Origin of the sequence: Variovorax sp. 350MFTsu5.1 (assembly GCF_048302515.1) — a bacterium.
In the GTDB taxonomy this organism is placed as follows: Bacteria; Pseudomonadota; Gammaproteobacteria; order Burkholderiales; family Burkholderiaceae_C; genus Variovorax; species Variovorax guangxiensis.
In genome coordinates this window covers 6,234,849-6,260,995 of the sequence record NZ_CP157620.1, presented here as the reverse complement: position 1 = coordinate 6,260,995, position 26,147 = coordinate 6,234,849, and the positions used below count along the sequence as shown (strand labels likewise).

Here is a 26,147-nt window from a genome sequence, read left to right as displayed (position 1 = left end):
CGCTGCACGCACTGCGCGGCCTGTTCGGGAAACACCACGGAACCGGCTCTGCCGGGCCGCAGGTGTTGCCCCCTGCAAGGGGGTGGGCGTAGCGACACGCAGTGCGCGAAGCCTGGGGGTGTGCCCGAGTTCAGTCATGTTTGGTTTCCTCCGCGGAGATGCCCGCGGCTTCTGCATGCCGCTTGTCGGCCTCGTGCTGGCGCGCGCTGCCCTTGAACAGGCTGCGCACCACCACGAAGAACACCGGCACGAAGATCACGGCCAGCGCGGTGCCTGTCACCATGCCGCCCAGCACGCCGGTGCCGATGGCACGCTGGCTGGCGGAGCCGGCGCCCGAGGCGATCGCCAGCGGCACCACGCCCAGGCCGAAGGCCAGCGAGGTCATGATGATCGGGCGGAACCGCAGGTGGGCGGCGGCCAGGGCCGATTCGATGATGCCCTTGCCCTGCGCCTGCAGGTCCTTCGCGAACTCGATGATCAGGATCGCGTTCTTCGCGGACAGGCCGATGATCGTGATCAGGCCCACCTGGAAGTACACGTCGTTCGAATAGGCGCGCAGCATCGTTGCCACCAGCACGCCCAGCACGCCCAGCGGCACCACCAGGATCACCGACAGCGGGATCGACCAGCTCTCGTACAGCGCGGCCAGGCAGAGGAACACCGCCAGGATCGCGAAGCCGTACAGGATGATGGCCTGCGAGCCGGCGAGCTTTTCTTCTCGCGACTGGCCGGTCCATTCGTAGCCGAAGCCGGCGGGCAGCTGCGATGCGAGCTTCTCCATCTCGGCCATCGCCGCGCCGGTGCTGTAGCCCGGTGCCGCGTCGCCGCTGATGCGGATCGCCGGATAGCCGTTGTAGCGCACCGTCTGCGTGGCGCCCGTGACCCACTTGGTGGTCGCGAAGGCCGACAGCGGCACAGGCTGGCCCTGCGTGTTGCTGGCGTTCAGCTTGAGCAGGTCGTCCGGCTGCATCCGCGCCGGAGCGTCGGCCTGCACCACCACGCGCTGCAGGCGGCCGCGGTTGGGGAAGTCGTTGATGTAGCTCGAGCCCAGCGCGGTCGACAGCGTCGCGTTGATCGCGTCGAAGCTCACGCCCAGCGCGTTCGCCTTGTCGCGGTCGATGTCGATCTGCAGCTGCGGCGCGTCTTCAAGGCCGTCGGGACGGACCTGCGCCAGCACCTTGCTCTGCGAGGCCATGCCCAGCAGCTGGTTGCGCGCATTGATCAGCGCATCATGGCCCGCGCCGGAGCGGTCCTGCAGGCGGAAGCTGAAGCCGCTGGCGTTGCCCAGTTCGGGAATGGGCGGCGGGCTCAGCGGGTAGATGAAGGCGTCGCGGATGCCCGAGAGCGCACCGAAGGCACGGCCGGCCAGCGCGCTGGCCGAGTGGGCCGGGTCCTTGCGTTCTTCCCAGTCCTTCAGCGTCACGAAGGCGAGGCCCGCGTTCTGGCCCTGGCCCGAGAAGCTGAAGCCCATCACGCCCACCATGCTCTGCACTTCGGGCTGCTTCAGGATGAAGCCCTCGACCTGCTGCATGACCGACAGCGCACGCTCCTGCGTGGCGCCGGGCGGCAGCTGCACGTTCACGATGATGTTGCCCTGGTCTTCCTGCGGCAGGAACGAACTCGGCAGGCGGCTGTAGGTGAACGCCACGGCGCCGATGATGGCGACGTAGATCACCAGGTAGCGCGCGGCGCGGCGCAGGATGCGCGCGACGATGCCTTCGTAGCCCTTGGCCGTGCGTGCGAAGCCGCGGTTGAACCAGCCGAAGAAGCCGGTCTTCTCATGGTGATGGCCGGCTTCCACCGGCTTGAGCAGCGTGGCGCACAGCGCCGGCGTGAGCGACAGCGCCATGAAGGCCGAGAAGGCGATCGAGGCCACCATCACCGCGGAGAACTGGCGGTAGATGTTGCCGGTCGAGCCCGCGAAGAAGGCCAGCGGCACGAACACCGAGATCAGCACCACCGTCACGCCGATGATGGCGCCGGAGATCTGCCGCATCGCCTTGCGCGTGGCCTCGAGCGGCGAGAGCCCCTCCTCGCTCATGATGCGCTCGACGTTCTCCACCACCACGATGGCGTCGTCCACCACGATACCGATCACCAGCACCATGCCGAACATGGTCAGCACGTTGATCGAGAAGCCCAGCGCCAGCAGCGAGGCGAAGGTGCCCAGCAGCGCCACCGGCACCACGATGGTCGGGATGATCGTATAGCGCCAGTTCTGCAGGAACAGGAACATCACGAGGAACACCAGCGCCACGGCTTCCAGCAGCGTCTTGACCACTTCGCTGATCGAGATCTGCACGAAGCGCGAGCTGTCGTACGGAATGGCCCACTTCACGCCCTGCGGGAAGTAGCGCTCGAGCTCGGCCATCTTGGCGCGGATCGCCTTGGCCGACTGCAGCGCGTTGCCGTTGGGCGTGGGCTGCACGCCGACACCGACCGCGGGCACGCCGTTCAGGCGCGCCGAGGTGGCGTACGACTGGCCGCCGAGTTCCACGCGCGCCACGTCCTTCAGCCGCACGGTCGAGCCGTCGGTGTTGGCGCGCAGCACGATGTTCTTGAACTGCTCCACGTTGACCAACTGGCCGTTCACCGTCACCGTGGCCGCGATGGCCTGGCCGGGAATGTTGGGCAGGTCGCCCAGCGTGCCCGAGGACACCTGCGCGTTCTGCGCGCGGATGGCGTTGTTGACGTCGGTGGCCGACAGGTTGAAGCCCTGCAGCTTGGCCGGGTCGATCCACACGCGCATCGCGTTCTCGGAGCCGAAGAGCTGCGCCTGGCCCACGCCGACCACGCGCTGGAGTTCGGGCACGACGTTGCGCGCGGCGTAATCGCCGAGCGCCACAGGGTCGAAGTTCGGGTTGTCCGAGGACAGCATCACGAACATGAGGAAGTTGTTGCGCGACTTGTCCACGCGCACGCCCTGCTGCGTCACGGCGGAGGGCAGGCGCGGCGTCGCGCGCGACAGCCGGTTCTGCACGTCCACCTGCGCGAGGTCGTCGTTGGTGCCGGGCTCGAAGCTGATCGTGATGGAGCCGGTGCCGTCGGCCTGGGCCACCGATTCCATGTAGATCAGGCCCGGCGAGCCGTTCATTTCACGCTCGATGACGGACAGCACGCTGTCCTCGAGCGTCTGTGCCGAGGCGCCCGGGTAGGCGACGTTGATGACGATGGCGGGCGGCGCCACCGGCGGGTACTGCGAGATCGGCAGCTGGGTGATTGACACGCCGCCCACCACCAGGATGAACAGTGCGATCACCCAGGCGAAGATCGGTCGGTCGATGAAGAATTTGGCCATTTGCGGGCGCGCTCCTGATTACTTCTTTTCGGCCGGGGCCTTGTCGGCCGGAGCCTTCTCAGCCGCGGCGGGTGCCGCGGGCGAGGCTGCCTCGGCGGCGGGCTTGGCCGCTGCGCCGCCGCCATTCGGGTTGGGCTTGGTCCAGGGCACGGCCTTCACCGGCGTGCCGGGCGGCATCATCTGCAGCTTCTGGAAGCCGTCGACCATCACCTGCTCGCCGGCCTTCAGGCCATCGAGCACGACCCACTGGTTGTCCTTTGCGGCGCTGATCTTGACGGTGCGCTTGCTGATCTTGCCGTCCTTGTCGACCACCGACACCGTGTCGCCCTGCTGGGTGCGCGTGACGGCCTGCTGCGGCACCGTGATCGCGTTGGTGGCCTGGGCCTGCTCGAGCTTCACGCGCACGTACAGGCCAGGCAGCAGCTCGCCCTTGGGGTTGGGCACTTCGGCGCGCAGCGTGACCTGGCCGGTGGTGGAATCGACCGTGAGGTCGGAGAACAGCAGCTTGCCCTCGAGCGGGTAGTCGGTGCCGTCTTCCAGCACCACGCGGATGCTCGCGGCTTCGTCGCCGCTGGCGCGCTTGTACTGTCCGTCGGCCACGGCCTTGCGCAGCTTCAGCACGTCGGAGGCCGACTGCGTGAAGTTCACGTACAGCGGGTTGATCTGCTGCACCACGGCGAGCTCGGTGGCGTCGCCCTGGCCCACCAGCGCGCCTTCGGTGACGAGGGCGCGGCCGATGCGACCGGCGATGGGCGAGGTCACGTCGGCATAGCCGAGGTTGATCTTGGCCGTCTGCACCGCTGCGCGGCCGGCGGCCACGTCGGCTTCGGCGGTTTTCTGCGATGCGACGGCGGTCGCGTATTCCTGCTTGCTCACCGCGTTGGCCTCGACCAGCGGCTTGTAGCGGTCGGCCAGGGCCTTGGCCTGCACGGCGTTGGCTTCGGCGCGTGCGAGCGTGGCCTGGGCGTTCTGGGCGGCGGCCACCAGCGGCGCCGGATCGATGCGGAACAGCAACTGGCCGGCCTTCACGTCGCTGCCCTCACGGAATTCACGTTTCAGCAGGATGCCCGATGCGCGGGCGCGGACCTGGGCGACGCGGGAGGCTTCGAGGCGACCGGGCAGTTCGGTAACAAGTCCGACGTCGGTCGGCGCGGCCACGACCACGCCAACTTCGGGCGCGGGATGACCGCCACCACCACCGCCTCCGCCGCCCGGACCTCCAGGTGCGTCGCTCTTGCCACAGCCCGCGAGGACCAGCAGGACGACGGCGGCCACGGTCGCGAGGCGCGGCGAAAAGGACGATTGGCGCGAAACATGCAAGAGAGGCATGCGATTCCTTTGAAGCGAAGACGGGAGATGGCGCGTTCGCGGGGCGAACCGGAAACCTGTACGGCCAGGTGGGCCATCGGGGAAGCCGGCTAGTTTACATACATTCATGGATGTATAGTGACAGCCGAGCAATGGCCCCACGATACATAGAGGGCGTTGTCTTTACAAATCAGGAGACTTGGTGGCACGTCGTACGAAGGAAGAAGCATTGGCCACGCGGCATCGTCTGCTCGACGCCGCGGAGCTGCTGTTTCAGGCGCAAGGCGTCTCGCAGACCACGCTGCAGCAGATAGCGCAGCAGGCCGGCGCGACGCGTGGCGCCATCTACTGGCACTTCAAGGACAAGGCCGATCTCTTCAACGCGATGATGGAGCGCGTCATCCTGCCGCTGGAAACCACGCCGAGGGCGGCCGCCACCGCGCCCAACGTCGAGGACCCGCTCGCCGAGATCGAGGAAGGAATGGTCCACGCGCTCAACCTCATGACCACCGACCTGCAGGTGCGCCGCGTGTTTGACATCGCGACCCACAAGGTCGAATACACGCACGACATGGCCTCGGTGCAGCAGCGCCACCTGGATGCGCGCAACGCCTGCGTCGCCGATTTCGAGAAGGCTCTGCGCATGGCCGCGCGCCGAGGCCGCATCAAGCTGCCGGTGCCGGGCCATGTGGCGGCGCAGGGGCTGCACGCGCTGATCAGCGGGCTCATCCAGAACTGGCTGCTCGATCCGGAAGCTTTCGACCTCGTGCCGACGGGAAGGCGCACCTTCAGGGTCTATCTGGCGGGTCTCGGCTTCGCCCGGCCGCAACTGGGAGCCGCGGCTGCGGCGGAGGCCGAAACTGTCGTCGTCTGATAGGCGATAATGTCGGACTCCGGTGCAAACCGGATCCCAATTTCTCGCTGTATTTCAACGGATAGAATTCGGCCCTCCGAAGGCTGAGATCCAGGTTCGATTCCTGGCGGCGGGACCAGCTACCAAGCCGGACACTTTCAAAAGGTGTCCGGTTTTTTTGTTTTCCGGTCCCTCGTTCGCGGTCAGCGCGATCCGGACGAGGGGAGGCCACCGACAGAAAACCTGGGGACAGTCCCGGTACAAGTCATGCGTTATCCACAGTCGCAGCCGCTTGCCGGATGTTGTTCCCATTTCCGATGCAGCACCGAAGCACGCGCGCTCACAGCGGTACGGCGACCGCAAGTCCCTGTCGCGCAAGGAAAAAGCGGTACTTTCCACAGACAGGGTTTACCCTTATCTACTACTACTATCTTTAAATAAGAAAGAAAGTAGAGAAGAAAGGCGGGACAGAGAAAGACAAAAAGGGAACGCCGGGTCGCCGTGTTCGCCGGCCACGGTGTCGGCGCTCAGCCCGCCGCGCGCTTCATGCGCCGCGCGGTCTCGACGACCGCGGCGCGCAGCGATTGCACCGTCGGGTGCGCCTCCAGTTCCTTCAGCGTGAAGAAGCTCACCGGCGGCAGGTTCCAGCTCAGCCGGTGGGGCAGCGCCGCCAGGTGGCCCGTGCCTTCCATGCCGGCCACGACGTCGCGCGCGAAGATGGTGATCGCGTTGGGCTCCTGGCGCAGCGCCGTCTCGATGCTGCGGATCGACGTGGTCTCCAGGATCGGCAGCGGTGGCTGCACGCCCGCGCCGACGAAGATCGCGTTGTAGGTCCTGCGCATCGGCGTGTTGGGCGGCGGCAGGATCCAGTCGAGCTGCGCGAGCCTGGCCCAGTCGAGCGGGCCGCGCGAGAGGCGCCGCACGTTCTTCGCGCCGACCACGAGGCAGGGCTCCTGCTCGTGGATCGCCTCCTGCACCAGCCCGGTCGCGTCGCCGTCGTAGGAGCGGCCGATGGCGCAGTCGAGTTCGCGCGCGACGAGGCTCGCGACCAGTTCGTCGGTGGTGCCTTCGCGCGCCATCACCGAAATGCGCGGCGTGCGGTCGAGCAGGTGGGTGAGTGCAGCCGACATCAGCTGCTGCGGCACCTGCTGCGTGAACCCCAGCCGCAGCCGCCCGGCGCGGCCCGCCTCGAGCGAGGTGAGCACGCGCGCGGTGGCCTCGAGCTCGGCCAGCCAGCGCCGCGCATAGCGCAGCACCGCCTCGCCCGCGGCCGTGGGCACCAGCCCCCTGCTGGTCCGCTCGAAGAGCGTGCTGCCGAAGATGTCTTCCACCTCGTGCAGTGCCTTGGTGATCGCGGGCTGGCTCAGCTGCATCTCGGCGGCGACGCGGCCGAGCGTGCGGTGCCGGTCGATGGCCTGCAGCAGCGAAAGCTGGCGCAGCTTGAGGCGGGACAGCAGCGTGCGCTGCAGTTCGGCGGCGGGGTCGCGGGCGGTGGGCAAGGCCATAACTCCACGGTTATCGGGCTATCAGAAATTATTTCACTTTGGTGAATCGAGGGTCCTAGACTTTTTGCATGGACCCGACCACCGCACCGCCAGCCATCTCCGCGACCTCCGCCACCGCCATCACGGCTGCCTTCCTGGACTCCCTGGCCGAGACGCAGGACGCCGGCGAGGCGATGCGGCTGATCGACCAGCGCCGGCTGCAGGTCGCGCCCGGCAGCATCTTCAGCATCCAGCAGAACGTGACGACCGACGGCGACGCCGCAGGCCAGGTCCTGCTGCGCCGCTTCTATTCGTCGGAGGCGTCGAGCTTTCCGGTGAACGGCGCGAAGCGCAAGACGCTCACGCCCTGGAGCGAATGCCTCTTCGTGCGCGGCCGTGTGTTCGTCGGCGAGGGCGAGCACGTGCTCGCGAGCAACTTCGACGACTTCGAGCAGATGCGCGAATACCGCCTGCGCAGCGTGGTCAACGTGCCGCTGATGCAAGGGCGGACCTGCTTCGCCACCTTCAACGTCTTCGGCACGCGCGAGCACTGGCTGCCGCAGGAAGTGCTGGGCATCCGCATGCTGGCGCTCGCCGCCGCGCGCTGGGTGCCCGTCGCGCCCCGACTGGCCTACAGCTTCGAGGAAACGCCATGCCCGTGACCGCCCTGCACCACTTCACGATCCGCTGCGCGCCGCACGAGCTGCCGCCGCTGCTGGACTTCTACACCCGCGTGATGCGCCTCACCGCCGGCGCGCGGCCGGAGATCCCCGCGCCCGGCGCCTGGCTCTATGCGGACGGCCAGCCGATCGTGCACCTCTACGCGCATCTCTCGACGCCCGACGAGCCGGTCGAGCCCGTCACCGGCCACGTCGACCACATCTCGTTCCGCGCCCATGGGCTCGCCGAGATGCGCGCGCACCTTCGCGCACACGGCGTCGCGTTCGCCGAGGCGCCGATTCCGGGCTGGCCAATCCACCAGCTCTTTCTGCACGACCCGCGCGGCCTGAAGATCGAGATGACTTTCTGGATGGACCAGGAAGATCGGCAGGGCGGGAAGGGGGGCACGGCATGACCGGCTTCCTGCAGGCCGGCGAACTGCGCGTCGCCTTCGAGCGCGAGGGCGAAGGCCCGCCGCTGGTGCTCATGCATGGCGCCGAGGCCTCGCGCCAGATGTTCTCGGCGCTGGTGCCGCATCTGTCGAAGCACTTCACCGTGATCGCCTACGACCAGCGCGACTGCGGCGAGACCGAAGGGCCGCAGCGCGCATCGACCCTGGCCGATCTTGCCGACGACGCACAGCGGCTCATCAAGGCGCTGGGCTTCAAGCGCGCGCACGTGTTCGGCTCGTCCTTCGGCGGGCGTGTGGCGCAGGCGCTGGCGCTGCTGCATCCGCGCTCGGTCGACCACCTCGTGCTCGGCAGCACCTGGCCGCTGCCGAGGCCCTACGAAGAACTGTGCCCCGACGCGAAGCGCCTGGCCGAGCTGCGCAGCGGGCTGCCGGCCACGGCGCAAGAGCTGGCGACATGGTTCTTCCCCGAAGCCTTCCTGCAGCAGCGGCCCGAACTGCGGAGCATCTTCGCGAGCGCACGGCCCGGTTCGGCGCGTTCCGCGCGGCGGATGGCGACGGCGCTGACCGCCATCGAGCGGGGCGTGGCCGACATCGTCGCGCCCACGCTGGTGCTGGCCGGCGAACTCGACCGCGTGGTGCCCCCGAGCGTGACGCTATCGATGGCCGGCCGCATCCGTGGCGCCGATGCGGTGCTGCTGCCCGGCATCGGCCACGTCACCGCGATGCAGGCGCCACAGATGCTGGCGCAGCACATCGTGCGCTTCCTCAAGAACTGAAACCCGAAGGAGCCAGGCCATGAGCACGAACCACGACCGCGCGCGCGGCCGCGCCGACTACATCCGCATCGAAGGGCTATCCAAGCACTTCGGCGACGCAAGCGAAGGCGTGCTCGCGCTGAAGGACATCGACTGCAGCATCGAGCAGGGCAGCTTCGTGACCATCGTCGGGCCCAGCGGCTGCGGCAAGAGCACGCTGCTGCGCATCCTCGCGGGCCTGCTCGACTACGGCATGGGCCGCGTCGTGCTCGACGGCCAGCCCATCCGCGGCACGCGGCGCGACGTGGGCGTGGTGTTCCAGAGCTCGATTCTGCTGCCCTGGCGAACCATCCTAGAGAACGTGATGCTGCCCGCCGAGGTGCTCGGCATTCCCACGAAGCAGGCGCGCGAGCGCGCGATGCAGCTGCTGCACATGGTCCGGCTCGAAGGCTTCGAGCACAAGCTGCCGCGCCAGTTGAGCGGCGGCATGCAGCAGCGTGCCTCCATCGCGCGGGCGTTGCTGCACGACCCCAAGATCCTGCTGATGGACGAGCCCTTCGGCGCGCTCGACGCCATGACGCGCGAGCGCATGAACCTGGAACTGCAGCGCATCTGGATGGAAAGCGGCAAGACGGTCGTGCTGATCACGCACTCGATTCCCGAGGCGGTGTTCCTCGGCGACAGGGTCTTCGTGATGTCGCCGCGCCCCGGCACGCTGGAGCGCGTGCTGCCGGTGGACCTGCCGCGTCCGCGCTCGATGGACGTGATGTCGCACCCCGCCTTCGCTGCCGCATCCGCGTCGATCCGCGAACGCTTCTCGCATGCGGCTTCGTTCGACTGATTCCGTCCGTTCGATTCAAAGAGGCCACCAGATGACCACCGCCATGCTCGCCAAGTCCGACCCTCCTGCGCTATCCGGCGACCGCGCGCCGGCCCCCGCCGCCGGCCCCAGGCCGCGTCGCCGCGCCAATCCGCTCGCCTCGACGCGGGTGCAGTCGATCCTGCTGCTCGCCGCGCTGCTCGGATCGTGGGAAGCGGGGGTGCGGCTCTTCAAGGTGCCGCAGCACCTCGTGCCGCCGGTCAGCGACATCCTGGTCGCGCTGTGGCGCGGCCTCGCCACCGGGCCGCTTGCGAAGGACGGCTTCTGGTACCACGGCGGCGTGACCGTGACCGAGATCCTGCTGGGCTTTCTCGTCGGCAGCGGCGTCGGTCTCGCGATCGGCATCGTGGTGTCGCAGATGCCGCGGGTCGAGGCGCTGCTGGAGCCCTACGTCGCCGCGCTGCAGAGCGTGCCCAAGGTGGCGGTCGCGCCGATCATCGTGGTGTGGCTGGGCTTCGGCATCGGCTCGAAGGTGATGATCATCTGCCTGCTCACCTTCTTTCCCGTGCTGGTGACCAGCATCGCGGGCTTCAAGGCGGTGGACCCCGACCGCATAGACCTGCTGCGCTCCCTCTCGGCCACGCAGTGGCAGATCTTCCGCAAGGCCAAGTTCCCGAGCGCGCTGCCCTACATCTTCGCGGGGCTGAACATGGCCGCGGCCTTCAGCGTGGTCGGCGCGGTGGTGGGCGAGTTCGTCGGTGCGCAGGCTGGGCTGGGCGTGCTCATCCTGCAGATGGAAGCGCAGGCCGACACCGGCGGCAGCTTCGCGGTGTGCGTGGTGCTGTCGGTGATCGGCATCGTGATGACCGACCTCCTGCGCCGCATCCAGCGCCGCGTGCTGCACTGGATGCCTGTCGACGCCTCGCAGCGGACGGTGAACGTCTGAGCGCTGCATCCCCGGATTCCTGGATTCCCGTTTTTCCGTATGAAGGAGCGAGCCATGTTGACGCGACGTGATTTCGGCCTGGGCCTCGGCGCCCTGGGCCTGGCCGGGAGCCTGCCGGCGCTGGCACAGAGTGTGAGGGTGATGAAGGTGGCGAACACCGCGGCGGTGAACGATCCGCAGCAGTGCTTCTGCACCGCGGGCCAGCACCCGAAGCTGAACTTCTACAAGCCCGGAGGCGTGGACGTGGAGTACGTCAACATGTCGAGCATGACGCAGGCGCTGCAGAGCCTGCGCGCCGGCCACGTCGACTTCGGGCCGGCGGTGCCGGGCATCCTGCTGCCCGCGATGGCGAAGGACCCGTCGCTCGACCTGGTGAGCGTCTACAAGTGGCTGCCGCGCAACGCAAACGTCATCGTGGTGAAGCCCGGCAGCCCGATCAGGTCGGCCGCCGACCTCGCTGGCAAGCGCATCGGCGTGCGCAGCCAGGGCGACACCGGCATCGTCATTACCAGGACCATGCTGGCCGAGCTGGGCCTGAAGGATGACGGCTGCGAGTACATCGCCATCGGCGACGGCGCGCCGGCCGGCGCGGCGATCGACAACGACCGCGTGGACGCGATGGTGGCCTTCGACACCGCAGCCGCCCGCATCGAGTTGGTGGGGACGAAGCTGCGCTACGTGCCGCTCACGCCCAGGTTCGCGCAGGTGGGCTCGGGCTGGATGTGCGTGCCGCGCAAGATGCTCAAGGAGGACCGCAAGTCGCTGGTGGCGCTGTTCCGCGGCATCGCGAAGTCGACCCTGTTCTCGAACGCGAATCTCGAAGCCGCGATCGACCTGCACTGGGCGGTCTATCCCGAGAGCCGGCCCAAGGGCCGAAGCGAGGACGACGCACGCAAGGAGCTCGCCTTCATCCTGAAGGACCGCAAGAACAGCTGGATGCGCTGCCCCGACGACCCCGACCAGCGCATGGGCGCATCGTCGACGGCCGAATGGAAGGCCAACGTCGAGATGGCCGCCGAGGCCAGCAAGAACCCCAAGCTCGCGAGCGAACTCGGCGACCCGAACCGGCTGTTCACCAACGAGCTGATCGACGAGATCAACGCCTTCGACAAGCAGGCGGTGATCCAGATGGCCCGGGAATTCAAGCTTTAGCCGCAGAAGGAGGATCAGCCCATGGACGTACTCGTTTCCGGCGCCAGCATGGCCGGCCTGTCGGCCGCCTGCTGGTTCGCCCGCCTGGGCCACCGGGTCACCGTGGTCGAGCGCGCCGACGGGCTGCGCCCGGGCGGCGCACCCATCGACGTTCGTGGCCGCGCGCTCGGCACCGCGCAGCGCATGGGCATCCTGCAGAGAATCGCCGAGGAGCAGGTCGCCATCGTCGAGCCGGCGCCGGTGCTCGACGGCAGCGGAACGCAGGTCGCTTCGCTCGACCTGCGCTGGTTCGCCAACGAGACCGACGAGGACATCGAGATCACGCGCGACCGCCTCAACCGGATCCTGCTGGACGCCATTCCGTCGGGCGTGGAGTTCCGCTTCAGGACTTCGATCGTGTCGCTCGACGATCGAGCGGGCGGAGTGGACATCGGCTTCACCGACGGCGCGAGGGGCCGCTACGACCTGGTCGTCGGCGCCGACGGCCTGCACTCCAACGTGCGCAGGCTGGCCTTCGGGCCTGAGAGGGACTACGTGCGGCACTTCGGCCACTACGTCGCGCTCGTCGATCTGCCGCCCGGCCAGCCATGGCGCCGGGCGATGCTCAACGTGCCCGGCCTCACCATCGCCGTGCGCGACGCCGGCGACGGGCCGCAGGGAATGATGATCGTCGCCAGCCCCGAGATCGACTACGACTACCGCGACCTCGATGCGCAGCGCAGGCTGCTCGGCCGGTTCCTCTCGCGCGTGGATGCCTGGCAGGTGCCTGCGATGCGCGCGGCCTTCATCGACCCCGATGCCAAGGGCTTCTACTTCGACTCGGTGAGCCAGACGCGCATGCCGGGCTGGATCAAGGGCAATGTCGCGGTCATCGGCGATGCGGGGCATTGCGCCGCGCTGCTGTCGGGCATGGGCACGACGCTGGCGATGGTCTCGGCGGAACTCCTGGCGAACACCTGGACCGAGCACGGCGGCGACATGGCGGCGGCGTCGCCGGTCTATCACGAGAAGCTGCGGCCGTATGTCGAGCAGTGCCAGGCCTTCGCGAGCGAAGGCGCGCCGATCATGGTGCCCGCGACGCAGGAGGCGCTCGACGAGCGCAACGCGATGTTCCGCGCGTATGCGGACAGGTTCGCGAACGCGTGATCCGCATAGGCCGCGGCCCATGCGGCTTGTGAACATTCGACACCTGCGATCCGGCGCACACAGAGGCGCCGCCGCCGCTGCGCGCATTCGTTCACGAATCCGCTGAAGCATTCGCCGGCGTCGAACGAAAGACGCCGCGCACTTGGATACTCCGACGAAACATGCCGCCGAACAGAGCGGCAACGAATGATTTCAGGGAGGATCCATGTCCATCTTCGATGGCACGCGCCGGCATGTTCGCCCGGCGCCGTGCGCCGTTGCGTCAGCGGTGGTGCGATGACGCGCCGGGTTTCCATTCAGACCCCGTTGGGGGAAGCGCTGCAATTCCATTGGCTGACCGGCCGCGAGGCGCTGAGCCGGCTCCACGACTTCGATGTGGAACTGCTGGGCAGCAGCAACAGCGTCGATCCGAAGATGCTGCTCGGCAAGACCGTTACCCTGGCGATGCAGACCGAGAGCGGCGGCACGCGCTACCTGGGCGGCGTCGTCGCGTCCTTCGGCCTGGCCGGAGAGGACGCACGCCATAGCTTCTACCGAATGAAGCTGCGCCCATGGCTGTGGCTCGCGACGCGACGCAGCGACTTCCGAATCTTCCAGGGCAGGACCGTTCCGGACATCGTCGCCGACGTGCTCGAAGCCTACGGCTACCCCATGGAGAAGCGGCTGGCCCGCGATTACCGCGTGTGGGAGTACTGCGTGCAGTACGGCGAGAGCGAATTCTCTTTTGTCTCGCGGCTGTGCGAGCTGGAAGGCATCTACTACTACTTCCGGCATGAGGCTCAGCGGCAGGTGCTGGTGTTTGCGGATGACGTGCTGGGCTCGCACGATCCGATGCCCGGAGGGGAGACGGTGCGGTTTCATCCGTTGGAGAAGGCGGGGATGACCGGCGGGGGCGATGGTTCGAACGAACGCATCCATGAGTGGCGCACGAGCGAAGAAGTCCGTTCCGGCCTGCACTTCACCAACGACTACGACCCGCTCAAGCCAAAGGCCGACCTCTCCAGCCGGCGGGAGCTGCGCACCGGCCACGCGCACGACGAGCTCGAGCTGTACGAATGGCCCGGTGGGTACAGGCATTACGACGACGGCGAGGCCTATGCGCGCACCCGCATCGAAGAGCAACTGAGCGGTGGCAGCGTTGCAAGCGGCCGTTCAAACAGGCGAGAACTCGCGCCGGGCTGCATCTTCGAGCTGGCGGGCCATCCGAGGGACGATCAGAACCGCAAGCACCTTCTGACTGCCGTTGACTACGAGCTGCGGGAGAACCTCCGGGCCACCGAAGGCGCCGATGCCGGCGAAGGCTCCGTCCAGCGCTTCGTCTTCGAGGCACAGCCCGTGAGCCACGCGTGGCGCACGCCACGCACCACGCCGAAGCCGCGCACCCGCGGACCGCAGACGGCCATCGTTGTCGGACCGAAGAACGAAGAGATCTGGGTCGACCAGTACGGCCGCGTGAAGGTGCAGTTCCACTGGGACCGTATCGGGCAGCGCAACGAGAACTCCAGCTGCTGGATCCGCGTGTCCATGGCCTGGGCCGGAGAGACGTTCGGGGCGGCTGCGCTGCCGCGCGTCGGCCAGGAGGTGGTCGTCGATTTCCTCGGCGGCGACCCGGACTGTCCCATCATCACCGGCCGTGTGTTCAATGCCGAGAACATGCCCGCGTGGCGGCTGCCCGACCAGCAGAACCTATCGGGCCTGCGCAGCCGTGAATTGAATGCGGGTGCAGCAGGCGGATCGCGCGGCAACCACCTGGTGCTGGACGATCAACCCGGAAAGATCCAGGCACAGCTCAAGAGCGACCATCTCAGCAGCAGCCTGAGCCTCGGCCACATCGGGCGCATCGACGACACGGCAGGCCGCAAGGACGACCGAGGCGAGGGCGCCGAGTTGCGTACCGATGGCCATGCCGCGGTGCGCGCAGCAAGGGGCTTGCTGCTCAGCACCGAGCCGAGGCCCGGAGCCGATGCGCACATCACCGATCTTGGGGAAACAATCGCACGCCTGACGGCCGCGCGCGACCTGCATGAACGGCAGAGCCGGACCGCGCAGGAAGCGAAGGCGCACGAAGCGGGCGACCAGGACGCGGTCACCCAGGCCCTCAAGGAACAGAACGATGCGATCAAGGGCCGCCATTCGCGGCAGGGAGATTTCCCTGAACTCCGCGAACCGCACCTCGTGCTCGCCAGTGCGGCAGGCATCCAGAGCACGGCGGCGGGCGCCACCCACATCGCCAGCATCACGCACAACGCGCTGAGCAGCGGCGGGCACACCAGCATCAGCGCCGGCAGGAGCTTTCTGGTGAGCGTGAAAGAAGCCGTACGCCTTTTCGCATACAAGGCCATCCGCCTGACCGCAGCCACGGCGGGCATCGACATCGTCGCCCTGCAGAACAGCATCAACCTGCTGGCGAGGCTCGACATCAAGATGGAGTCCGACAGGATCAGCATCAGCGCCAAGGAAGAGGTAGTCATCAACGGCGGCGGCAGCTTTTCCAGGTGGAGTGCCTCCGGCATCGTGCACGGCACCCAGGGCCTTTGGCGCGAGCACGCGGCCATCCACAGCTATGCAGGGCCGATGGACATGGCCAAGCGCCGTCGCATGGAAGGCGTGAGCCACGACGACAGGTACAGCGTGCGCTTCGCGCCCCTTGGCAGCGACGAGATCTTCAAGCACGCGGGCATGTCGGGGCTGCCCTACCGGATCCTCGGCGAGAAGCGCCAAACGCTGGCCGAAGGCGTCATTCCCGACGACGGACGGCTGCCCCGCGTCGCGTTCGAAACGCCGGACGAGGCAGTGCTGGTGGTGGGCGAGGAAGCGTGGGACTGGACGCCCGTTCCGACGATCCGCTCCGAGCCAGACAGCGCGGAAGACGATGACCGGGCCGATGACGGCGGCGAGACCGAATCGCCGGGAGCGGAAGGCTCCATGTATGCAGCGGCTGCAGGCGCTTTCGACCCCGGCCACTTTCTTTCCGAGTCCGCCATCGAAGCCCACCTGAACGGCTTGGCTTGAGCTAGGGAAACACCCGCATGTCCAGACTGATATCTGCAACCTACCACCCCAACATCGAAGTCGCCGAATTCATCTGCGAAGACGGCCGTCACCTGCTGCGCTCGGGCGGAACGCTGCCGTGGCGCATCAACAATCCCGGCGACCTGACTGCCAGGAAGGTCGACGGCGTGCCTGCACCCAGGAAAGCAAAGGGCTACATCGGATTCGCCACCACCAGATCGGGCAGGACCTTCCTGATCTTTCCCGACGAAGACGCGGGGCGAGAGGAATTGAAGGCCAACTTGAAGCGCCTGCATGGCGACAGGACGATCTCCGAAGCCATTCCCGTCTATGCCCCGAAGAACGAAAACGACACGGAAAAATACATACGCGATCTGCTCAAGACCAGCGGCATTCCGGCCGGCAGAAAGATCGGCGAGTGCAGCGACGCCGAACTCGAAAAGATCGTGAACAGCATCGCCGAGATCGAGGGCTACCACGCCAACGCCGACACGCGGAAGGAAACTTGGGTTGCCGTGAGCAGGATCAACGCGACCGACGGCAGCCAGCCATTGCCCGGCACGGAGATCATTCTGCAAAGAGGAGGCAAGGAGGAAACCGTCAAGTCCGATGCCGCAGGGCGATTCCCTCCTGTGATTCACCCCGCCGACAAGTCGGCCGTGCACGTCAAGGTGGCGGATCCGAAGAGCAGGGAGGCCGTGACGGTCGGAACCATCGAGGGCGACGTCGGAAAGGATTTCAACCTGCTGGCGAGATTCAAGAGGTGGAAGGGCGTCGCCGGCTCGGAAAAGATCAACAGCTCGACCCTTGGGCAGAGAAAGCCCATGAGCTATGTCGTCCAGCCGGGCGACAGCCTCTGGAAGATCGCGAAGCTGTATCGCACCAGCGTGGAAGCCATCAGGGAGGCCAACGAGCGGGGGCACGACAGGATCTATCCCGGTGAGGTGCTGTTGATTGCGGGGAGCGGTAAGACCAAGTCGGGTCACAGGCCTTCAACTGCTCCTCCTCCCGGCATGGCCGCCGCCAAGCCACCGGCTGCGAGTGCGCCGCCAAGCCCGGCAGCGCTGTCGAGGCCAAAAGTGGTCTCTCCTCCGCCGCCTCCCGCTCCATCCGGAATCAGGCCATCGGACTCGGAGCGGTCGAAGGAGGGCGAGGGGAAGGTTCTGGCGCTGATCAATCCGGTGCCGGGGCGGGCTCCGTGGATGCCCGTCGCGATTGCGGAAGCGAAGCTCAGGCGGGGCGAACTCGAAATCACGCTCCAAGACAAGATCAATTACCACGTCGAGGTGGACGACGGACTCAAGGCCATGGACGGCCCCAGCAATGCGTGGTGCGCCGCGTTTGTGAACTGGTGCCTGATGCAGGCGAAATATCCAATTGAAAACCTTGGCTATCCCAATCGCAAGGTGGCGAAAGCACGCGCGCATGGGTTTTATGAAGTCGACGGGCCAAAAGAGAAATTGGAGAAGACACCGCCCAAAGTCAGAAATCCCTTGTTCGTTGAATTGGATAGGCCGATCTATGGCGCCATCGCCATGGTCACATCGAGACAGGGGCATGGCCGGCACGTCGGGTTTGTCTATGCAAAAAGCGGTGACGAGGACTTGATCCTTCTTGGAGGCAATCAGCGGAGTCAGATCAGATTTTCCGCTTTTGCCAAAAATTTACGAACTCAGGTAATGGTGAGAAATAAAAATGGAAAAGCGGAAATAAGAAAATCCGGAAGCTCGAGTTATTTGAAATATTTCATTCCCATTGCTTACTATGAGCAAGCGAAAAAGGATCTGGTAGAGCCCGGGTTGAGCGAGGCAAATGTTGTGTCGCTGAATTTAATCTTGGGAATTCCTCCGGAAAAGCCTGGAAGAAGGAAGGGAGGTTTGAGTGAAGACATTTCTTGAAAGGGTGGTCGATGTTTGGTTTTAATAAACTGTTCGTTTCGTTTTTGGCTGCTTTCCTTCTCTGGGGGTCTTCTTCGCAATCCTTCGCCGGATATAGAGACGATAGACTCGTTGTCTGGGTGAATTTGGATGAAAGCCCGGGCCGGGAGTTGATCAATAAGATGGTCAAGGATTTTGTGGAGTCAGGAAGGGTCGATGCTGAGTGCGGTGTTTCCTGGCATGAATGGGGGTCGGTGCTCTACATGAAAAAGCGTCCCCCCGGAATAACTGATGAGTTGATTAGAAAAGTGTTTATCGAAAAAGATCGAAAATCTCTTCAGTATTTGAATCGATTTTTGAAGTCTTTCAGGGACGCCGATAGAGAGATCGACGAAGGTCTGGATGGAGTCATTGTGTACTCCAAAAAGAATGGTCCGAAAATGATGAATTTCGTAACCGGCAGGAAAAAGATCAAGACTTTTGAAATGAGGCCGGGTGACGCGTCACCATCCGCCCGAGATATTGAAGATGCGTTCTGCGTGCTCCTGCCGCCCGTTACGCGTGCGCCTTAGGTTCATCCTTTTGCTCGCCCGTTGAGACCTTGGATTTGCGGAGCTTCCATGAATGGGTATCTTGCGCTTCATGCTATTGCGGGGATCGCCACACCCATGCCACCATCTTCCGCATGCCCTACCAACTCCATTACTGGCCCACCATCCAGGGCCGAGGTGAATTCGTCCGGCTCGCGCTCGAAGCTGCCGGCGCGGACTATGTCGACGTGGCGCGTTTGCCCGAGGGCGAGGGCGGTGGCGGATCCGCTCTGGGTGAGCGGCTGGACGACCCGGAGGCCGCGCGCCCTGCCTTCGCGCCGCCGTTCCTCGTCGATGGCGACATCGTGGTCGGGCAGACGGCTGCGATCCTGCTGTATCTGGGCCCCAGGCTCGGCCTGTCGGGCGTCGGCGAATCGGACGGGCTTTGGACGCACCAGCTGCAGCTCACCATCGCCGATGCGGTGGCCGAGGCGCACGACACGCACCATCCGATCTCGGTCGGCGCCTATTACGAAGACCAGCGCGACGCGGCCGTGCAGCGCGCGAAGGCCTTTCGCGAGGAGCGCATACCGAAGTTCCTCGGCTGGTTCGAGCGCGTGCTGCAGCGCAACCCTGCGGGCAGCCAGCATCTGGTGGGCGACACGCTGACCTACGCCGACCTGTCGCTGTTCCAGCTTGTGGACGGTTTGCGCTACGCGTTTCCGAAGGCATCGGCGCGGGCACTCGCCGCCACGCCCGCGGTGGAGAGGCTGCATGCCAACGTCAAGCGACGCCAGCGCGTGCATGACTATCTGCAGAGTCCGCGCCGTATCGCGTTCAACGAAGATGGCATCTTCAGGCGTTACGCCGAACTGGACGGCTAGTTCTGCTCCGCCTCGTCGCGGATGCGCAGCGCGGCGTCATACAGCGTATTGCGCGGGGCGCCGCTGATCTCCGCCGCCAGCTTCACGGCCGTCTTCACGGGCAGCTCCGCCAGAAGCAGGCGCAGCACGCGCTCGCCTTCGGCCCCGCCGTCACCGCTCACGGCCACGGGGTGCAGCACCAGCGCGAACTCGCCGCGCGTGCGGTCGCGGTCGGCGGCGAACCAGTCGGGCAGGGCATCCGCGGCGACGGTGGCGATTTCCTCGAACTGCTTGGTGAGCTCGCGGCCCACGGTGACGTGGCGCTCGCCCAGCGTGGCCAACGCGCGTGCGAGGTTCTCGATGCGGTGCGGTGCCTCCAGCAGCACGACCGCGCGCGGTTCCTTCGACAGCGCCTGCACGGCCGCATCGCGCTCGCCGGCCTTGCTCGGCAGGAAGCCCGCGAAGACGAAAGCGCTGCTGGCATTGCCGTCGTGGCCGCCCTCGGCCACCAGCCCCGCCGCGCCGACCAGCGTGGTCACGCTGCTGGCGCCCGGCAGCGGCAGCACGCGTTGTCCGGCGGCGCGCACCGCGGCCGCGAGCCGCGCGCCGGGGTCGCTCACGCCGGGCGTGCCGGCGTCGCTGACGTAGGCGATGCGCTCGCCCTGCGCGAGCCGCGCGACAACCGCCTGCGCCGCCTCGGCCTCGTTGTGCTGGTGCACCGCCAGCAACCGGGAGCCAGGGCGGTCGATGCCATAGGCGCGCAGCAGGCTCTGCGTGTGGCGCGTGTCCTCGCAGGCGATGGCGTCCACCAGTTGCAGCACATGCAGCGCGCGCAGCGTGATGTCGGCCAGGTTGCCGATGGGCGTGGCGACGACATAGAGCGTGCCCTGCGGATAATGCTGCGCACCCGCGGCGTCATGAGCTGCCGCGAGGGCTGCGCCGAAAGAGGCGGGAGCGAGTGAAGCCAAGGGGTTTCTCCGTCGGAACGAACAGGCAGCAAGCAGAAAAAGAAGACTCTCGAGAGCCGGCCAGGGAGGGCCATGAAGACCGACACCACAACGAAGCATCGGGGCGATGCGGCGGAAGACGCCGCGCTCGACCACCTGCGGGACGCGGGCCTCGTGCTGCTCGCCCGCAATTATCGGACGCCCGGGCGCGGCGGCGGCGAGATCGACCTGATCATGCGCGATCCGCGTCCCTCGCCCACGGGCACGCTGGTGTTCGTGGAAGTGCGCCATCGCAGCTCCGGCACGCACGGCGGCGCGGGCGGCAGCATCACCGGGCCGAAGCAGCGGCGCATCGTGTTCGCCGCGCAGCACTACCTGAGCCGGCTGCGCACGGTGCCGCCGTGCCGCTTCGACGTGGTGCTGTTCGAAGAGAAGATCACGTGGCTGCGGGCAGCCTTCGACGCCGGTTGACGAACAGTTCGAGGAACTGAAGCCTCGATGAGTGCTCCACATCTCGAACGTCTTGTTTCACAGCCCCCAGTTATCATCCCGCCCCATGCTCGAGCAACGGATTCAGCAGCACTTCATCGACAGTGCCGACCTCAAGTACCAGACCGGGCCGGTCCTCAGCAAACCCATCTCCCAAGCGATGCAGGCCATCCTCGCCTGCGTGACCAGCGGCGGCAAGGTGCTCGCCTGCGGCGCAGGCGTGTCGGGCCTGCTGGCGGCCCAGTTCGCCGCGCAGTTCGTGGGCCGCTTCGAACGCGAGCGGCCCGAGCTCGGCGCCATCGCGCTGCCCGGCGATGCCACCGACCCCGCCGCCGACAGTGCCGACGCGGCTGATGCCGACCGCTTCGCCCGCCAGGTGCGCGCGCTCGGCCAGGCCGGCGACGTGCTGCTCGCGTTGAGCGTCAGTGGCCAGTCGGCCCCGGTGCTGGCGGCGGTGACCGCGGCGCACGAGCGCGACATGACCGTGGTCGCGCTGCTGGGCAACGCGGCATCGGGCGCCGGCGGCGCCATCGGCCGCGCGCTGCGCGAGACCGACGTCCAGATCAGCGTGCCGCACGAGCGTGCGGCGCGCATCCACGAGATCCACCAGATCGCGCTGCATTGCCTGTGCGACGGCGTGGACGCCCAGTTACTCGGAGAACAGGAAGCTTCCTCATGACCTTGACGACCATGACGACGACATCGACCCAGCGTTTCGCTCTCGCCCTGACACTGGGCGCCGCAATGGTTGCCGGCCTCTCCGCCTGCGTGCCGCTCGTCGTGGGCGGCGCGGCCGTGGTGGGCGTGGGCATGGTGGCCACCGACCGCCGCAGCTCGGGCGCCCAGCTCGACGACCAGGGCATCGAGCTGCGTGCCGCGGCCCGCGTGCGCGACATCGCCAACGACCAGATGTACGTCAGCGTGACCAGCTACAACCGCCAGGTGCTGCTGACCGGCGCCGTGGGCAGCGATGCCGACCGCCGCCGCGTCGAAGACGAGGTGAGCCGCATCGTGAACGTGCGCTCGGTGGTCAACGAACTGACCGTCGGTTCCTCCAGCACCTTCCAGGACCGTTCGAACGACCTCTACATCACCGGCAAGGTGAAGGCCTCGCTGCTCGACGCCAAGGACATCTTCGCCAATTCCTTCAAGGTGGTGACCGAGCGCGGCGTGGTCTACCTGATGGGCATCGCCACGCGGCGCGAGACCGATCGCGCGACCGAGATCACGCGCGGCGTGTCGGGCGTGGTGAAGGTGGTGCGCGTGGTCGAGGTCGTGAGCGAAGCCGATCTGGCGGCCAGCCAGGCGGCGAATCAGGCTGCCGCGCAGCGCGGTGGCACGGGGCCGGCGCCGGTGACTTCGGCAACGCCGTCCGCGCCCTCGTCGTCGTCCACCTCGCGCGTGCCGCTGCCGCCGATGGAGCCGTTGCCCCCCGCGGGCTCGTCGACGCCGGCGCCTTCCTCGAACGGCGTGACGACCTCGCCGGTGCGCTGAAGATCCGGCACGCCAAGACAGGAAAGCCCGCTGATGCGGGCTTTCTTCATTGCGTCACTTGAGTCGCGTGATGAGGCTCGAGGTGTCCCAGCGCCGGCCACCGGCCTGCTGCACGTCGGCGTAGAACTGGTCGACCAGCGCCGTCACCGGCACGCGCGCGCCGTTGCGCTTGGCCTCGTCGAGCACCAGGCCCAGGTCCTTGCGCATCCAGTCGACCGCGAAGCCGTAGTCGAACTTGCCTTCGATCATGGTCTTGCCGCGGTTCTCCATTTGCCAGCTCTGGGCCGCGCCCTTGCTGATGACGCCGAGCACGGCCTCCATGTCGAGACCGGCGCGCAGCCCGAAGGCGATGGCTTCCGACAGGCCCTGCACCAGCCCCGCGATGGCGATCTGGTTCACCATCTTCGCGAGCTGGCCGGCACCGCTCTCGCCCAGCAGCGTGACCGCGCGCGAGAACGCCATAGCCACCGGCTTGATGCGCTCGAAGACTGCCGCGTCGCCGCCGCACATCACGGTGAGCGCGCCGTTCTGCGCGCCGGCCTGACCGCCCGAGACGGGGGCGTCGATGAAGTGCAGGCCCAGCGCCTGCGCTGCCTTGGAGAGCTCACGCGCCACGTCGGCCGAGGCGGTGGTGTGGTCGACCAGTGCCGCGCCTTTCTTCATGCCGGCGAAGGCGCCGTCGTCGCCCAGCACCACCGAGCGCAGATCGTCGTCGTTGCCTACGCAGCAGAACACGATGTCGGCGCCGGCGGCCGCTTCGCGCGGGGTGGCGGCGTGGCGGCCGGGCGGGCCGAATTCCTCGGCCCAGGCCTGCGCCTTGGCGGCGGTGCGGTTGTAGACCGTGACGCTGTGGCCGGCCCTGGCCAGGTGGCCGGCCATCGGGCCGCCCATGACGCCGAGGCCGAGGAAGGCCACGGTCCGCGCGGGGATGGATTCGTAGGTGCGGGGGTTGATGCTGCTCATGGGGCGACAGCTTAAGGCCATTCCGCCGCAGGCGCCGTGCGGCGGAGGCCGGCCTCCCGCGGCCTCAGACGATCGCGAAGTGCTCCGTGCCCGCCGCCAGGTCGGTGCTGCGCGCGCGCTGGCTGTTGAGCTTGATCTGCAGCCGCAGGTCGTTGGCCGAGTCGGCGTTGCGGATGGCGTCCTCGAAGCTGATCGAGTGGCTCTCGAACAGGTCGAACAGCGCCTGGTCGAAGGTCTGCATGCCCAGGTTGCGGCTCTTGCGCATGATTTCCTTGATCTCGCCCACCTCGCCCTTGAAGATCAGGTCGGAAATCAGCGGCGTGTTCAGCAGCACTTCCACCGCGGCCACGCGGCCCAGGCCGTCTTCCGTTGGCACCAGCCGTTGCGAAACCAGCGAGCGCAGGTTCAGCGACAGGTCCATCAGCAGCTGCGCGCGGCGTTCTTCGGGGAAGAAGTTGATGATCCGGTCCAGCGCCTGGTTGGCGCTGTTGGCGTGCAGCGTGGCCATGCACAGGTGGCCCGTTTCGGCGAAAGCCACGGCGTGCTCCATGGTTTCGCGGTCGCGGATTTCGCCCATCAGAATGACGTCCGGCGCCTGGCGCAGCGTGTTCTTCAGCGCGGCTTCCCAGCTGTCGGTGTCGATGCCCACTTCGCGCTGCGTCACCACGCAGTTCTTGTGCGGATGCACGAATTCGACCGGGTCTTCCACCGTCACGATGTGGCCGTAGGAGTTCTCGTTGCGCCAGTCGATCATCGCCGCCAGCGTGGTCGACTTGCCCGAGCCCGTGGCGCCCACCAGGATGCACAGGCCGCGCTTGGTCATCGACACGTCCTTCAGCACCTGCGGCATGCCCAGGCCGTCGATGGTCGGCAGCTTGGCGGGAATGGTCCGCAGCACCATGCCGACCTTGCCCTGCTGCACGAACGCGTTCACGCGGAAGCGGCCGATGCCGGTGGGCGAGATCGCGAAGTTGCATTCCTTGGTGCGCTCGAACTCCGCCGTCTGGCGGTCGTTCATGATCGAGCGGGTCAGCGCCAGCGTGTGCGGCGCGCCCAGCGCCTGCTGCGAAACCTTGGTGACCTTGCCGTCGACCTTGATGGCCGGCGGGAAGTCGGCGGTGATGAACAGGTCGCTGCCGTTGCGGCTCACCATGAGCTTGAGCAGGTCGTTGATGAACTGGCTGGCTTGATCGCGTTCCATGAGAGCGCTCCTTGATCTGTTTAGATAGAACCTGCTGGCGGCCGACCGCCGGGCCGCCCCAAGGCGGCCGCGCCTCCCCCATGGGGGGTGGAGTTACACGCAGCGCAGCGAAGTGAAAAGCCGGGGGGCCTCATGACTAGCCGGGGAAGTTCTCGGGGATCTTGGCTTTCCCGCGGGCTTCCGCTGCCGAGATGGTATTGCGGCGCACCAGTTCCGTCAGGTTCTGGTCCAGCGTCTGCATGCCCGAGCCCTGGCCGGTCTGGATGGTGGAGTACATCTGCGCCACCTTGGCCTCGCGGATCAGGTTGCGGATGGCCGGGGTGCCCAGCATGATTTCGTGCGCCGCCACGCGGCTCTGGCCGTCCTTTGTCTTGCACAGCGTCTGCGAGATCACGGCCTGCAGCGACTCCGAGAGCATGGCGCGGATCATTTCCTTCTCTTCGCCCGGGAACACGTCGATGATCCGGTCGATGGTCTTGGCGGCCGAGGAGGTGTGCAGCGTGCCGAACACCAGGTGGCCCGTTTCGGCGGCGGTCATGGCCAGGCGGATGGTTTCGAGGTCGCGCAGCTCGCCCACCAGGATGGCGTCGGGGTCTTCGCGCAGCGCGGAGCGCAGGGCGTTGGAGAACGACAGTGTCATCGGTCCCACCTCGCGCTGGTTGATCAGGCACTTCTTCGACTCGTGCACGAATTCGATCGGGTCTTCCACCGTGAGGATGTGGCCGTACTCGTTCTCGTTGAGGTAGTTGATCATCGCCGCCAGCGTGGTCGACTTGCCCGAGCCCGTGGGGCCCGTCACCAGCACCAGCCCGCGCGGCTTGAGCGCCAGTTCACCGAAAATCTTCGGCGCGTTCAGCTGCTCGAGCGTGAGGATCTTGGACGGAATGGTCCGGAACACCGCGGCCGCGCCGCGCGCCTGGTTGAAGGCGTTCACGCGGAAGCGCGCGAGGCCGTCGATCTCGAAGGAGAAGTCGACCTCCAGGAACTCTTCGTAGTGCTTGCGGTGCGTGTCGCTCATGATGTCGTACACCATGGCGTGCACGCCCTTGTGGTCGAGCGCGTCGACGTTGATGCGGCGCACGTCGCCGTTGACGCGGATCATGGGCGGCAGGCCCGCGGAAAGGTGCAGGTCGGAGGCTTTGTTCTTGACGCTGAACGCCAGCAGTTGGGTGATGTCCACGGGGCTCCTCGGCTCGGGTTTCGTGACGTTTTGATACGATTTTGGACGATTATGACGATGATTGGCGACGACCTCCAGCAAGTAAACAACCGGATCGCGAAGGCATGTGTAACGGCCGGCCGCGACCCGGCCGGAGTGCGCCTTCTGGCGGTGTCCAAGACCTTCGGCCCCGAGGCCGTGCGCGAGGCGCATGCGGCGGGCCAGTCGGCCTTCGGCGAGAACTACGTGCAGGAGGGGCTGGACAAGATCGAAGCACTCGCCGACCTGCGTTCTTCCCTCGAATGGCACTGCATCGGGCCGCTCCAGAGCAACAAGACGCGGCCCGTGGCCGAGCACTTCGACTGGGTCCACAGCATCGACAGATTGAAGATCGCCGAGCGTCTTTCGGCCCAGCGCCCGGCTTACCTGCCGCCGCTGCATGTATGCCTTCAGGTTAATGTGGACGGCGGAACGAACAAGTCCGGCGTGCCTCCGGAAGAGGCGCTCGCGCTGGCGCGCGCTGTGGCGGCTTTGCCACAACTCCGACTGCGCGGGCTCATGGCGATTCCCGAGCCGGCGACCGGCTTCGAGGCGCAGCGCGAACTGTGCCTGCGTGCGCATGCGGTGTACCAGTCGATCCGCGACGCGGGCATCGCGCTCGACACACTCTCGCTGGGCATGAGCGGCGATCTCGAAGCGGCCATCAGCGCCGGCAGCACGATGGTGCGGGTAGGCACCGCGATCTTCGGCGGCCGCGACTACGCCAAGCCGGCCTGAC

The 26,147-nt window shown here is 66.8% G+C and carries 23 protein-coding genes and 1 tRNA gene; 17 read left to right on the top strand and 7 right to left on the bottom strand.

The genetic code is table 11. From position 1 onward, the window contains the following. Nucleotides 1-130: 130 nt before the first annotated feature. Both ABL843_RS28425 and ABL843_RS28420 read right to left on the bottom strand, forming a co-directional pair. On the bottom strand, nt 131-3,298 hold the full coding sequence (locus tag ABL843_RS28425; RefSeq protein WP_126025098.1) for an efflux RND transporter permease subunit: 3,168 nt from the start codon (nt 3,296-3,298) through the stop codon (nt 131-133). 18 nt (nt 3,299-3,316) lie between these two features. Continuing rightward, nucleotides 3,317-4,627, bottom strand: coding sequence for an efflux RND transporter periplasmic adaptor subunit (locus tag ABL843_RS28420; RefSeq protein WP_126025097.1), 1,311 nt, complete (start codon nt 4,625-4,627; stop codon nt 3,317-3,319). Nucleotides 4,628-4,805: 178 nt separating this feature from the next. Between ABL843_RS28420 and ABL843_RS28415 the strand changes: the two genes are divergently transcribed. Together ABL843_RS28415 and ABL843_RS28410 are read left to right on the top strand one after the other, a co-directional pair. After that, on the top strand, nt 4,806-5,480 hold the full coding sequence (locus ABL843_RS28415) for a TetR family transcriptional regulator (protein WP_184642088.1): 675 nt from the start codon (nt 4,806-4,808) through the stop codon (nt 5,478-5,480). Between the two features lie 43 nt (nt 5,481-5,523). Next, nucleotides 5,524-5,598: transfer RNA gene (locus ABL843_RS28410), tRNA-Arg, on the top strand. Between the two features lie 388 nt (nt 5,599-5,986). On the opposite strand, the gene ABL843_RS28405 is transcribed toward ABL843_RS28410, so the two are convergent. After that, a complete protein-coding gene (locus tag ABL843_RS28405; RefSeq protein ID WP_418118157.1) occupies nt 5,987-6,958 on the bottom strand; it encodes a LysR family transcriptional regulator in 972 nt (323 codons plus the stop codon). A gap of 74 nt (nt 6,959-7,032) precedes the next feature. Between ABL843_RS28405 and ABL843_RS28400 the strand changes: the two genes are divergently transcribed. The 11 genes from ABL843_RS28400 (at nt 7,033) to ABL843_RS28350 (ending at nt 19,137) form a co-directional block, all read left to right on the top strand. Next, nucleotides 7,033-7,605: a GAF domain-containing protein gene (locus ABL843_RS28400; RefSeq protein ID WP_418118156.1), complete on the top strand. Its 573-nt coding sequence runs from the start codon at nt 7,033-7,035 to the stop codon at nt 7,603-7,605. Further along, nucleotides 7,596-8,018: a VOC family protein gene (locus ABL843_RS28395; protein WP_418118155.1), complete on the top strand. Its 423-nt coding sequence runs from the start codon at nt 7,596-7,598 to the stop codon at nt 8,016-8,018. The genes ABL843_RS28400 and ABL843_RS28395 overlap by 10 nt, the downstream gene beginning before the upstream one ends. After that, nucleotides 8,015-8,791: an alpha/beta fold hydrolase gene (locus ABL843_RS28390; RefSeq protein WP_418118153.1), complete on the top strand. Its 777-nt coding sequence runs from the start codon at nt 8,015-8,017 to the stop codon at nt 8,789-8,791. Before ABL843_RS28395 ends, ABL843_RS28390 begins: the two co-directional genes overlap by 4 nt. A gap of 19 nt (nt 8,792-8,810) precedes the next feature. Then, nucleotides 8,811-9,611: an ABC transporter ATP-binding protein gene (locus ABL843_RS28385; protein WP_418118152.1), complete on the top strand. Its 801-nt coding sequence runs from the start codon at nt 8,811-8,813 to the stop codon at nt 9,609-9,611. A gap of 31 nt (nt 9,612-9,642) precedes the next feature. Next, nucleotides 9,643-10,536, top strand: coding sequence for an ABC transporter permease (locus ABL843_RS28380; protein WP_418118151.1), 894 nt, complete (start codon nt 9,643-9,645; stop codon nt 10,534-10,536). Between the two features lie 54 nt (nt 10,537-10,590). Further along, nucleotides 10,591-11,688 carry an ABC transporter substrate-binding protein gene (locus ABL843_RS28375; RefSeq protein WP_418118150.1) on the top strand — a complete coding sequence of 366 codons (1,098 nt, stop codon included), beginning with the start codon at nt 10,591-10,593 and terminating at the stop codon, nt 11,686-11,688. Between the two features lie 21 nt (nt 11,689-11,709). Then, nucleotides 11,710-12,834, top strand: a complete 1,125-nt coding sequence (locus ABL843_RS28370) for an FAD-dependent monooxygenase (protein ID WP_418118149.1) — start codon at nt 11,710-11,712, stop codon at nt 12,832-12,834. A 276-nt stretch (nt 12,835-13,110) separates the two neighbouring features. After that, the gene (locus ABL843_RS28365; protein ID WP_418118147.1) at nt 13,111-15,846 is read left to right on the top strand and encodes a type VI secretion system Vgr family protein; all 2,736 of its coding nucleotides are present in this window, start codon (nt 13,111-13,113) and stop codon (nt 15,844-15,846) included. A gap of 17 nt (nt 15,847-15,863) precedes the next feature. Continuing rightward, nucleotides 15,864-17,744, top strand: a complete 1,881-nt coding sequence (locus ABL843_RS28360) for a LysM peptidoglycan-binding domain-containing protein (RefSeq protein WP_418118146.1) — start codon at nt 15,864-15,866, stop codon at nt 17,742-17,744. Next, complete coding sequence (locus ABL843_RS28355; protein ID WP_418118145.1) at nt 17,741-18,295, top strand: hypothetical protein; 555 nt, start codon at nt 17,741-17,743, stop codon at nt 18,293-18,295. The genes ABL843_RS28360 and ABL843_RS28355 overlap by 4 nt, the downstream gene beginning before the upstream one ends. Before the next feature lie 113 nt (nt 18,296-18,408). Further along, a complete protein-coding gene (locus tag ABL843_RS28350) occupies nt 18,409-19,137 on the top strand; it encodes a glutathione S-transferase family protein (protein WP_184642083.1) in 729 nt (242 codons plus the stop codon). On the opposite strand, the gene rsmI is transcribed toward ABL843_RS28350, so the two are convergent. Beyond that, a complete protein-coding gene (gene rsmI / locus ABL843_RS28345; RefSeq protein WP_418118144.1) occupies nt 19,134-20,084 on the bottom strand; it encodes a 16S rRNA (cytidine(1402)-2'-O)-methyltransferase in 951 nt (316 codons plus the stop codon). The two genes, ABL843_RS28350 and rsmI, sit on opposite strands and share 4 nt — an antisense overlap. A 72-nt stretch (nt 20,085-20,156) precedes the next feature. On the opposite strand from rsmI, the gene ABL843_RS28340 reads away from it, so the two are divergent. The 3 genes from ABL843_RS28340 (at nt 20,157) to ABL843_RS28330 (ending at nt 22,046) form a co-directional block, all read left to right on the top strand. Next, complete coding sequence (locus ABL843_RS28340; RefSeq protein ID WP_418118142.1) at nt 20,157-20,534, top strand: YraN family protein; 378 nt, start codon at nt 20,157-20,159, stop codon at nt 20,532-20,534. Between the two features lie 85 nt (nt 20,535-20,619). Continuing rightward, entirely contained in the window at nt 20,620-21,231 is a 612-nt protein-coding gene (locus ABL843_RS28335) for an SIS domain-containing protein (protein ID WP_126025779.1), read from the top strand. Beyond that, nucleotides 21,228-22,046, top strand: a complete 819-nt coding sequence (locus ABL843_RS28330) for a BON domain-containing protein (RefSeq protein ID WP_126025780.1) — start codon at nt 21,228-21,230, stop codon at nt 22,044-22,046. The genes ABL843_RS28335 and ABL843_RS28330 overlap by 4 nt, the downstream gene beginning before the upstream one ends. Before the next feature lie 54 nt (nt 22,047-22,100). Here the strand turns inward: ABL843_RS28330 and ABL843_RS28325 are convergent, their stop codons facing one another. From ABL843_RS28325 to ABL843_RS28315, 3 genes are all read right to left on the bottom strand, one after another. Next, complete coding sequence (locus ABL843_RS28325; protein ID WP_418118140.1) at nt 22,101-23,009, bottom strand: NAD(P)-dependent oxidoreductase; 909 nt, start codon at nt 23,007-23,009, stop codon at nt 22,101-22,103. Nucleotides 23,010-23,073: 64 nt separating this feature from the next. Next, on the bottom strand, nt 23,074-24,210 hold the full coding sequence (locus ABL843_RS28320) for a PilT/PilU family type 4a pilus ATPase (RefSeq protein WP_126025782.1): 1,137 nt from the start codon (nt 24,208-24,210) through the stop codon (nt 23,074-23,076). A gap of 136 nt (nt 24,211-24,346) precedes the next feature. After that, a complete protein-coding gene (locus tag ABL843_RS28315; RefSeq protein ID WP_126025783.1) occupies nt 24,347-25,390 on the bottom strand; it encodes a type IV pilus twitching motility protein PilT in 1,044 nt (347 codons plus the stop codon). A gap of 51 nt (nt 25,391-25,441) precedes the next feature. Here ABL843_RS28315 and ABL843_RS28310 point away from each other — a divergent pair, with 51 nt between their 5' ends. Then, on the top strand, nt 25,442-26,146 hold the full coding sequence (locus ABL843_RS28310) for a YggS family pyridoxal phosphate-dependent enzyme (protein WP_418118139.1): 705 nt from the start codon (nt 25,442-25,444) through the stop codon (nt 26,144-26,146). Nucleotide 26,147: the final 1 nt, after the last annotated feature.

Coding starts and splice junctions, on each gene's coding strand:
- ABL843_RS28365 (WP_418118147.1), top strand. CDS start 13,111: ATGACGCGCCGGGTTTCCATTCAGACCCCGTTGGGGGAAGCGCTGCAA.
- ABL843_RS28360 (WP_418118146.1), top strand. CDS start 15,864: ATGTCCAGACTGATATCTGCAACCTACCACCCCAACATCGAAGTCGCC.
- ABL843_RS28340 (WP_418118142.1), top strand. CDS start 20,157: ATGAAGACCGACACCACAACGAAGCATCGGGGCGATGCGGCGGAAGAC.
- ABL843_RS28330 (WP_126025780.1), top strand. CDS start 21,228: ATGACCTTGACGACCATGACGACGACATCGACCCAGCGTTTCGCTCTC.
- ABL843_RS28390 (WP_418118153.1), top strand. CDS start 8,015: ATGACCGGCTTCCTGCAGGCCGGCGAACTGCGCGTCGCCTTCGAGCGC.
- ABL843_RS28335 (WP_126025779.1), top strand. CDS start 20,620: ATGCTCGAGCAACGGATTCAGCAGCACTTCATCGACAGTGCCGACCTC.
- ABL843_RS28420 (WP_126025097.1), bottom strand. CDS start 4,627: ATGCCTCTCTTGCATGTTTCGCGCCAATCGTCCTTTTCGCCGCGCCTC.
- ABL843_RS28395 (WP_418118155.1), top strand. CDS start 7,596: ATGCCCGTGACCGCCCTGCACCACTTCACGATCCGCTGCGCGCCGCAC.
- ABL843_RS28380 (WP_418118151.1), top strand. CDS start 9,643: ATGACCACCGCCATGCTCGCCAAGTCCGACCCTCCTGCGCTATCCGGC.
- ABL843_RS28370 (WP_418118149.1), top strand. CDS start 11,710: ATGGACGTACTCGTTTCCGGCGCCAGCATGGCCGGCCTGTCGGCCGCC.
- ABL843_RS28325 (WP_418118140.1), bottom strand. CDS start 23,009: ATGAGCAGCATCAACCCCCGCACCTACGAATCCATCCCCGCGCGGACC.
- ABL843_RS28350 (WP_184642083.1), top strand. CDS start 18,409: ATGCCCTACCAACTCCATTACTGGCCCACCATCCAGGGCCGAGGTGAA.
- ABL843_RS28425 (WP_126025098.1), bottom strand. CDS start 3,298: ATGGCCAAATTCTTCATCGACCGACCGATCTTCGCCTGGGTGATCGCA.
- ABL843_RS28320 (WP_126025782.1), bottom strand. CDS start 24,210: ATGGAACGCGATCAAGCCAGCCAGTTCATCAACGACCTGCTCAAGCTC.
- ABL843_RS28400 (WP_418118156.1), top strand. CDS start 7,033: ATGGACCCGACCACCGCACCGCCAGCCATCTCCGCGACCTCCGCCACC.
- ABL843_RS28385 (WP_418118152.1), top strand. CDS start 8,811: ATGAGCACGAACCACGACCGCGCGCGCGGCCGCGCCGACTACATCCGC.
- ABL843_RS28310 (WP_418118139.1), top strand. CDS start 25,442: ATGACGATGATTGGCGACGACCTCCAGCAAGTAAACAACCGGATCGCG.
- ABL843_RS28375 (WP_418118150.1), top strand. CDS start 10,591: ATGTTGACGCGACGTGATTTCGGCCTGGGCCTCGGCGCCCTGGGCCTG.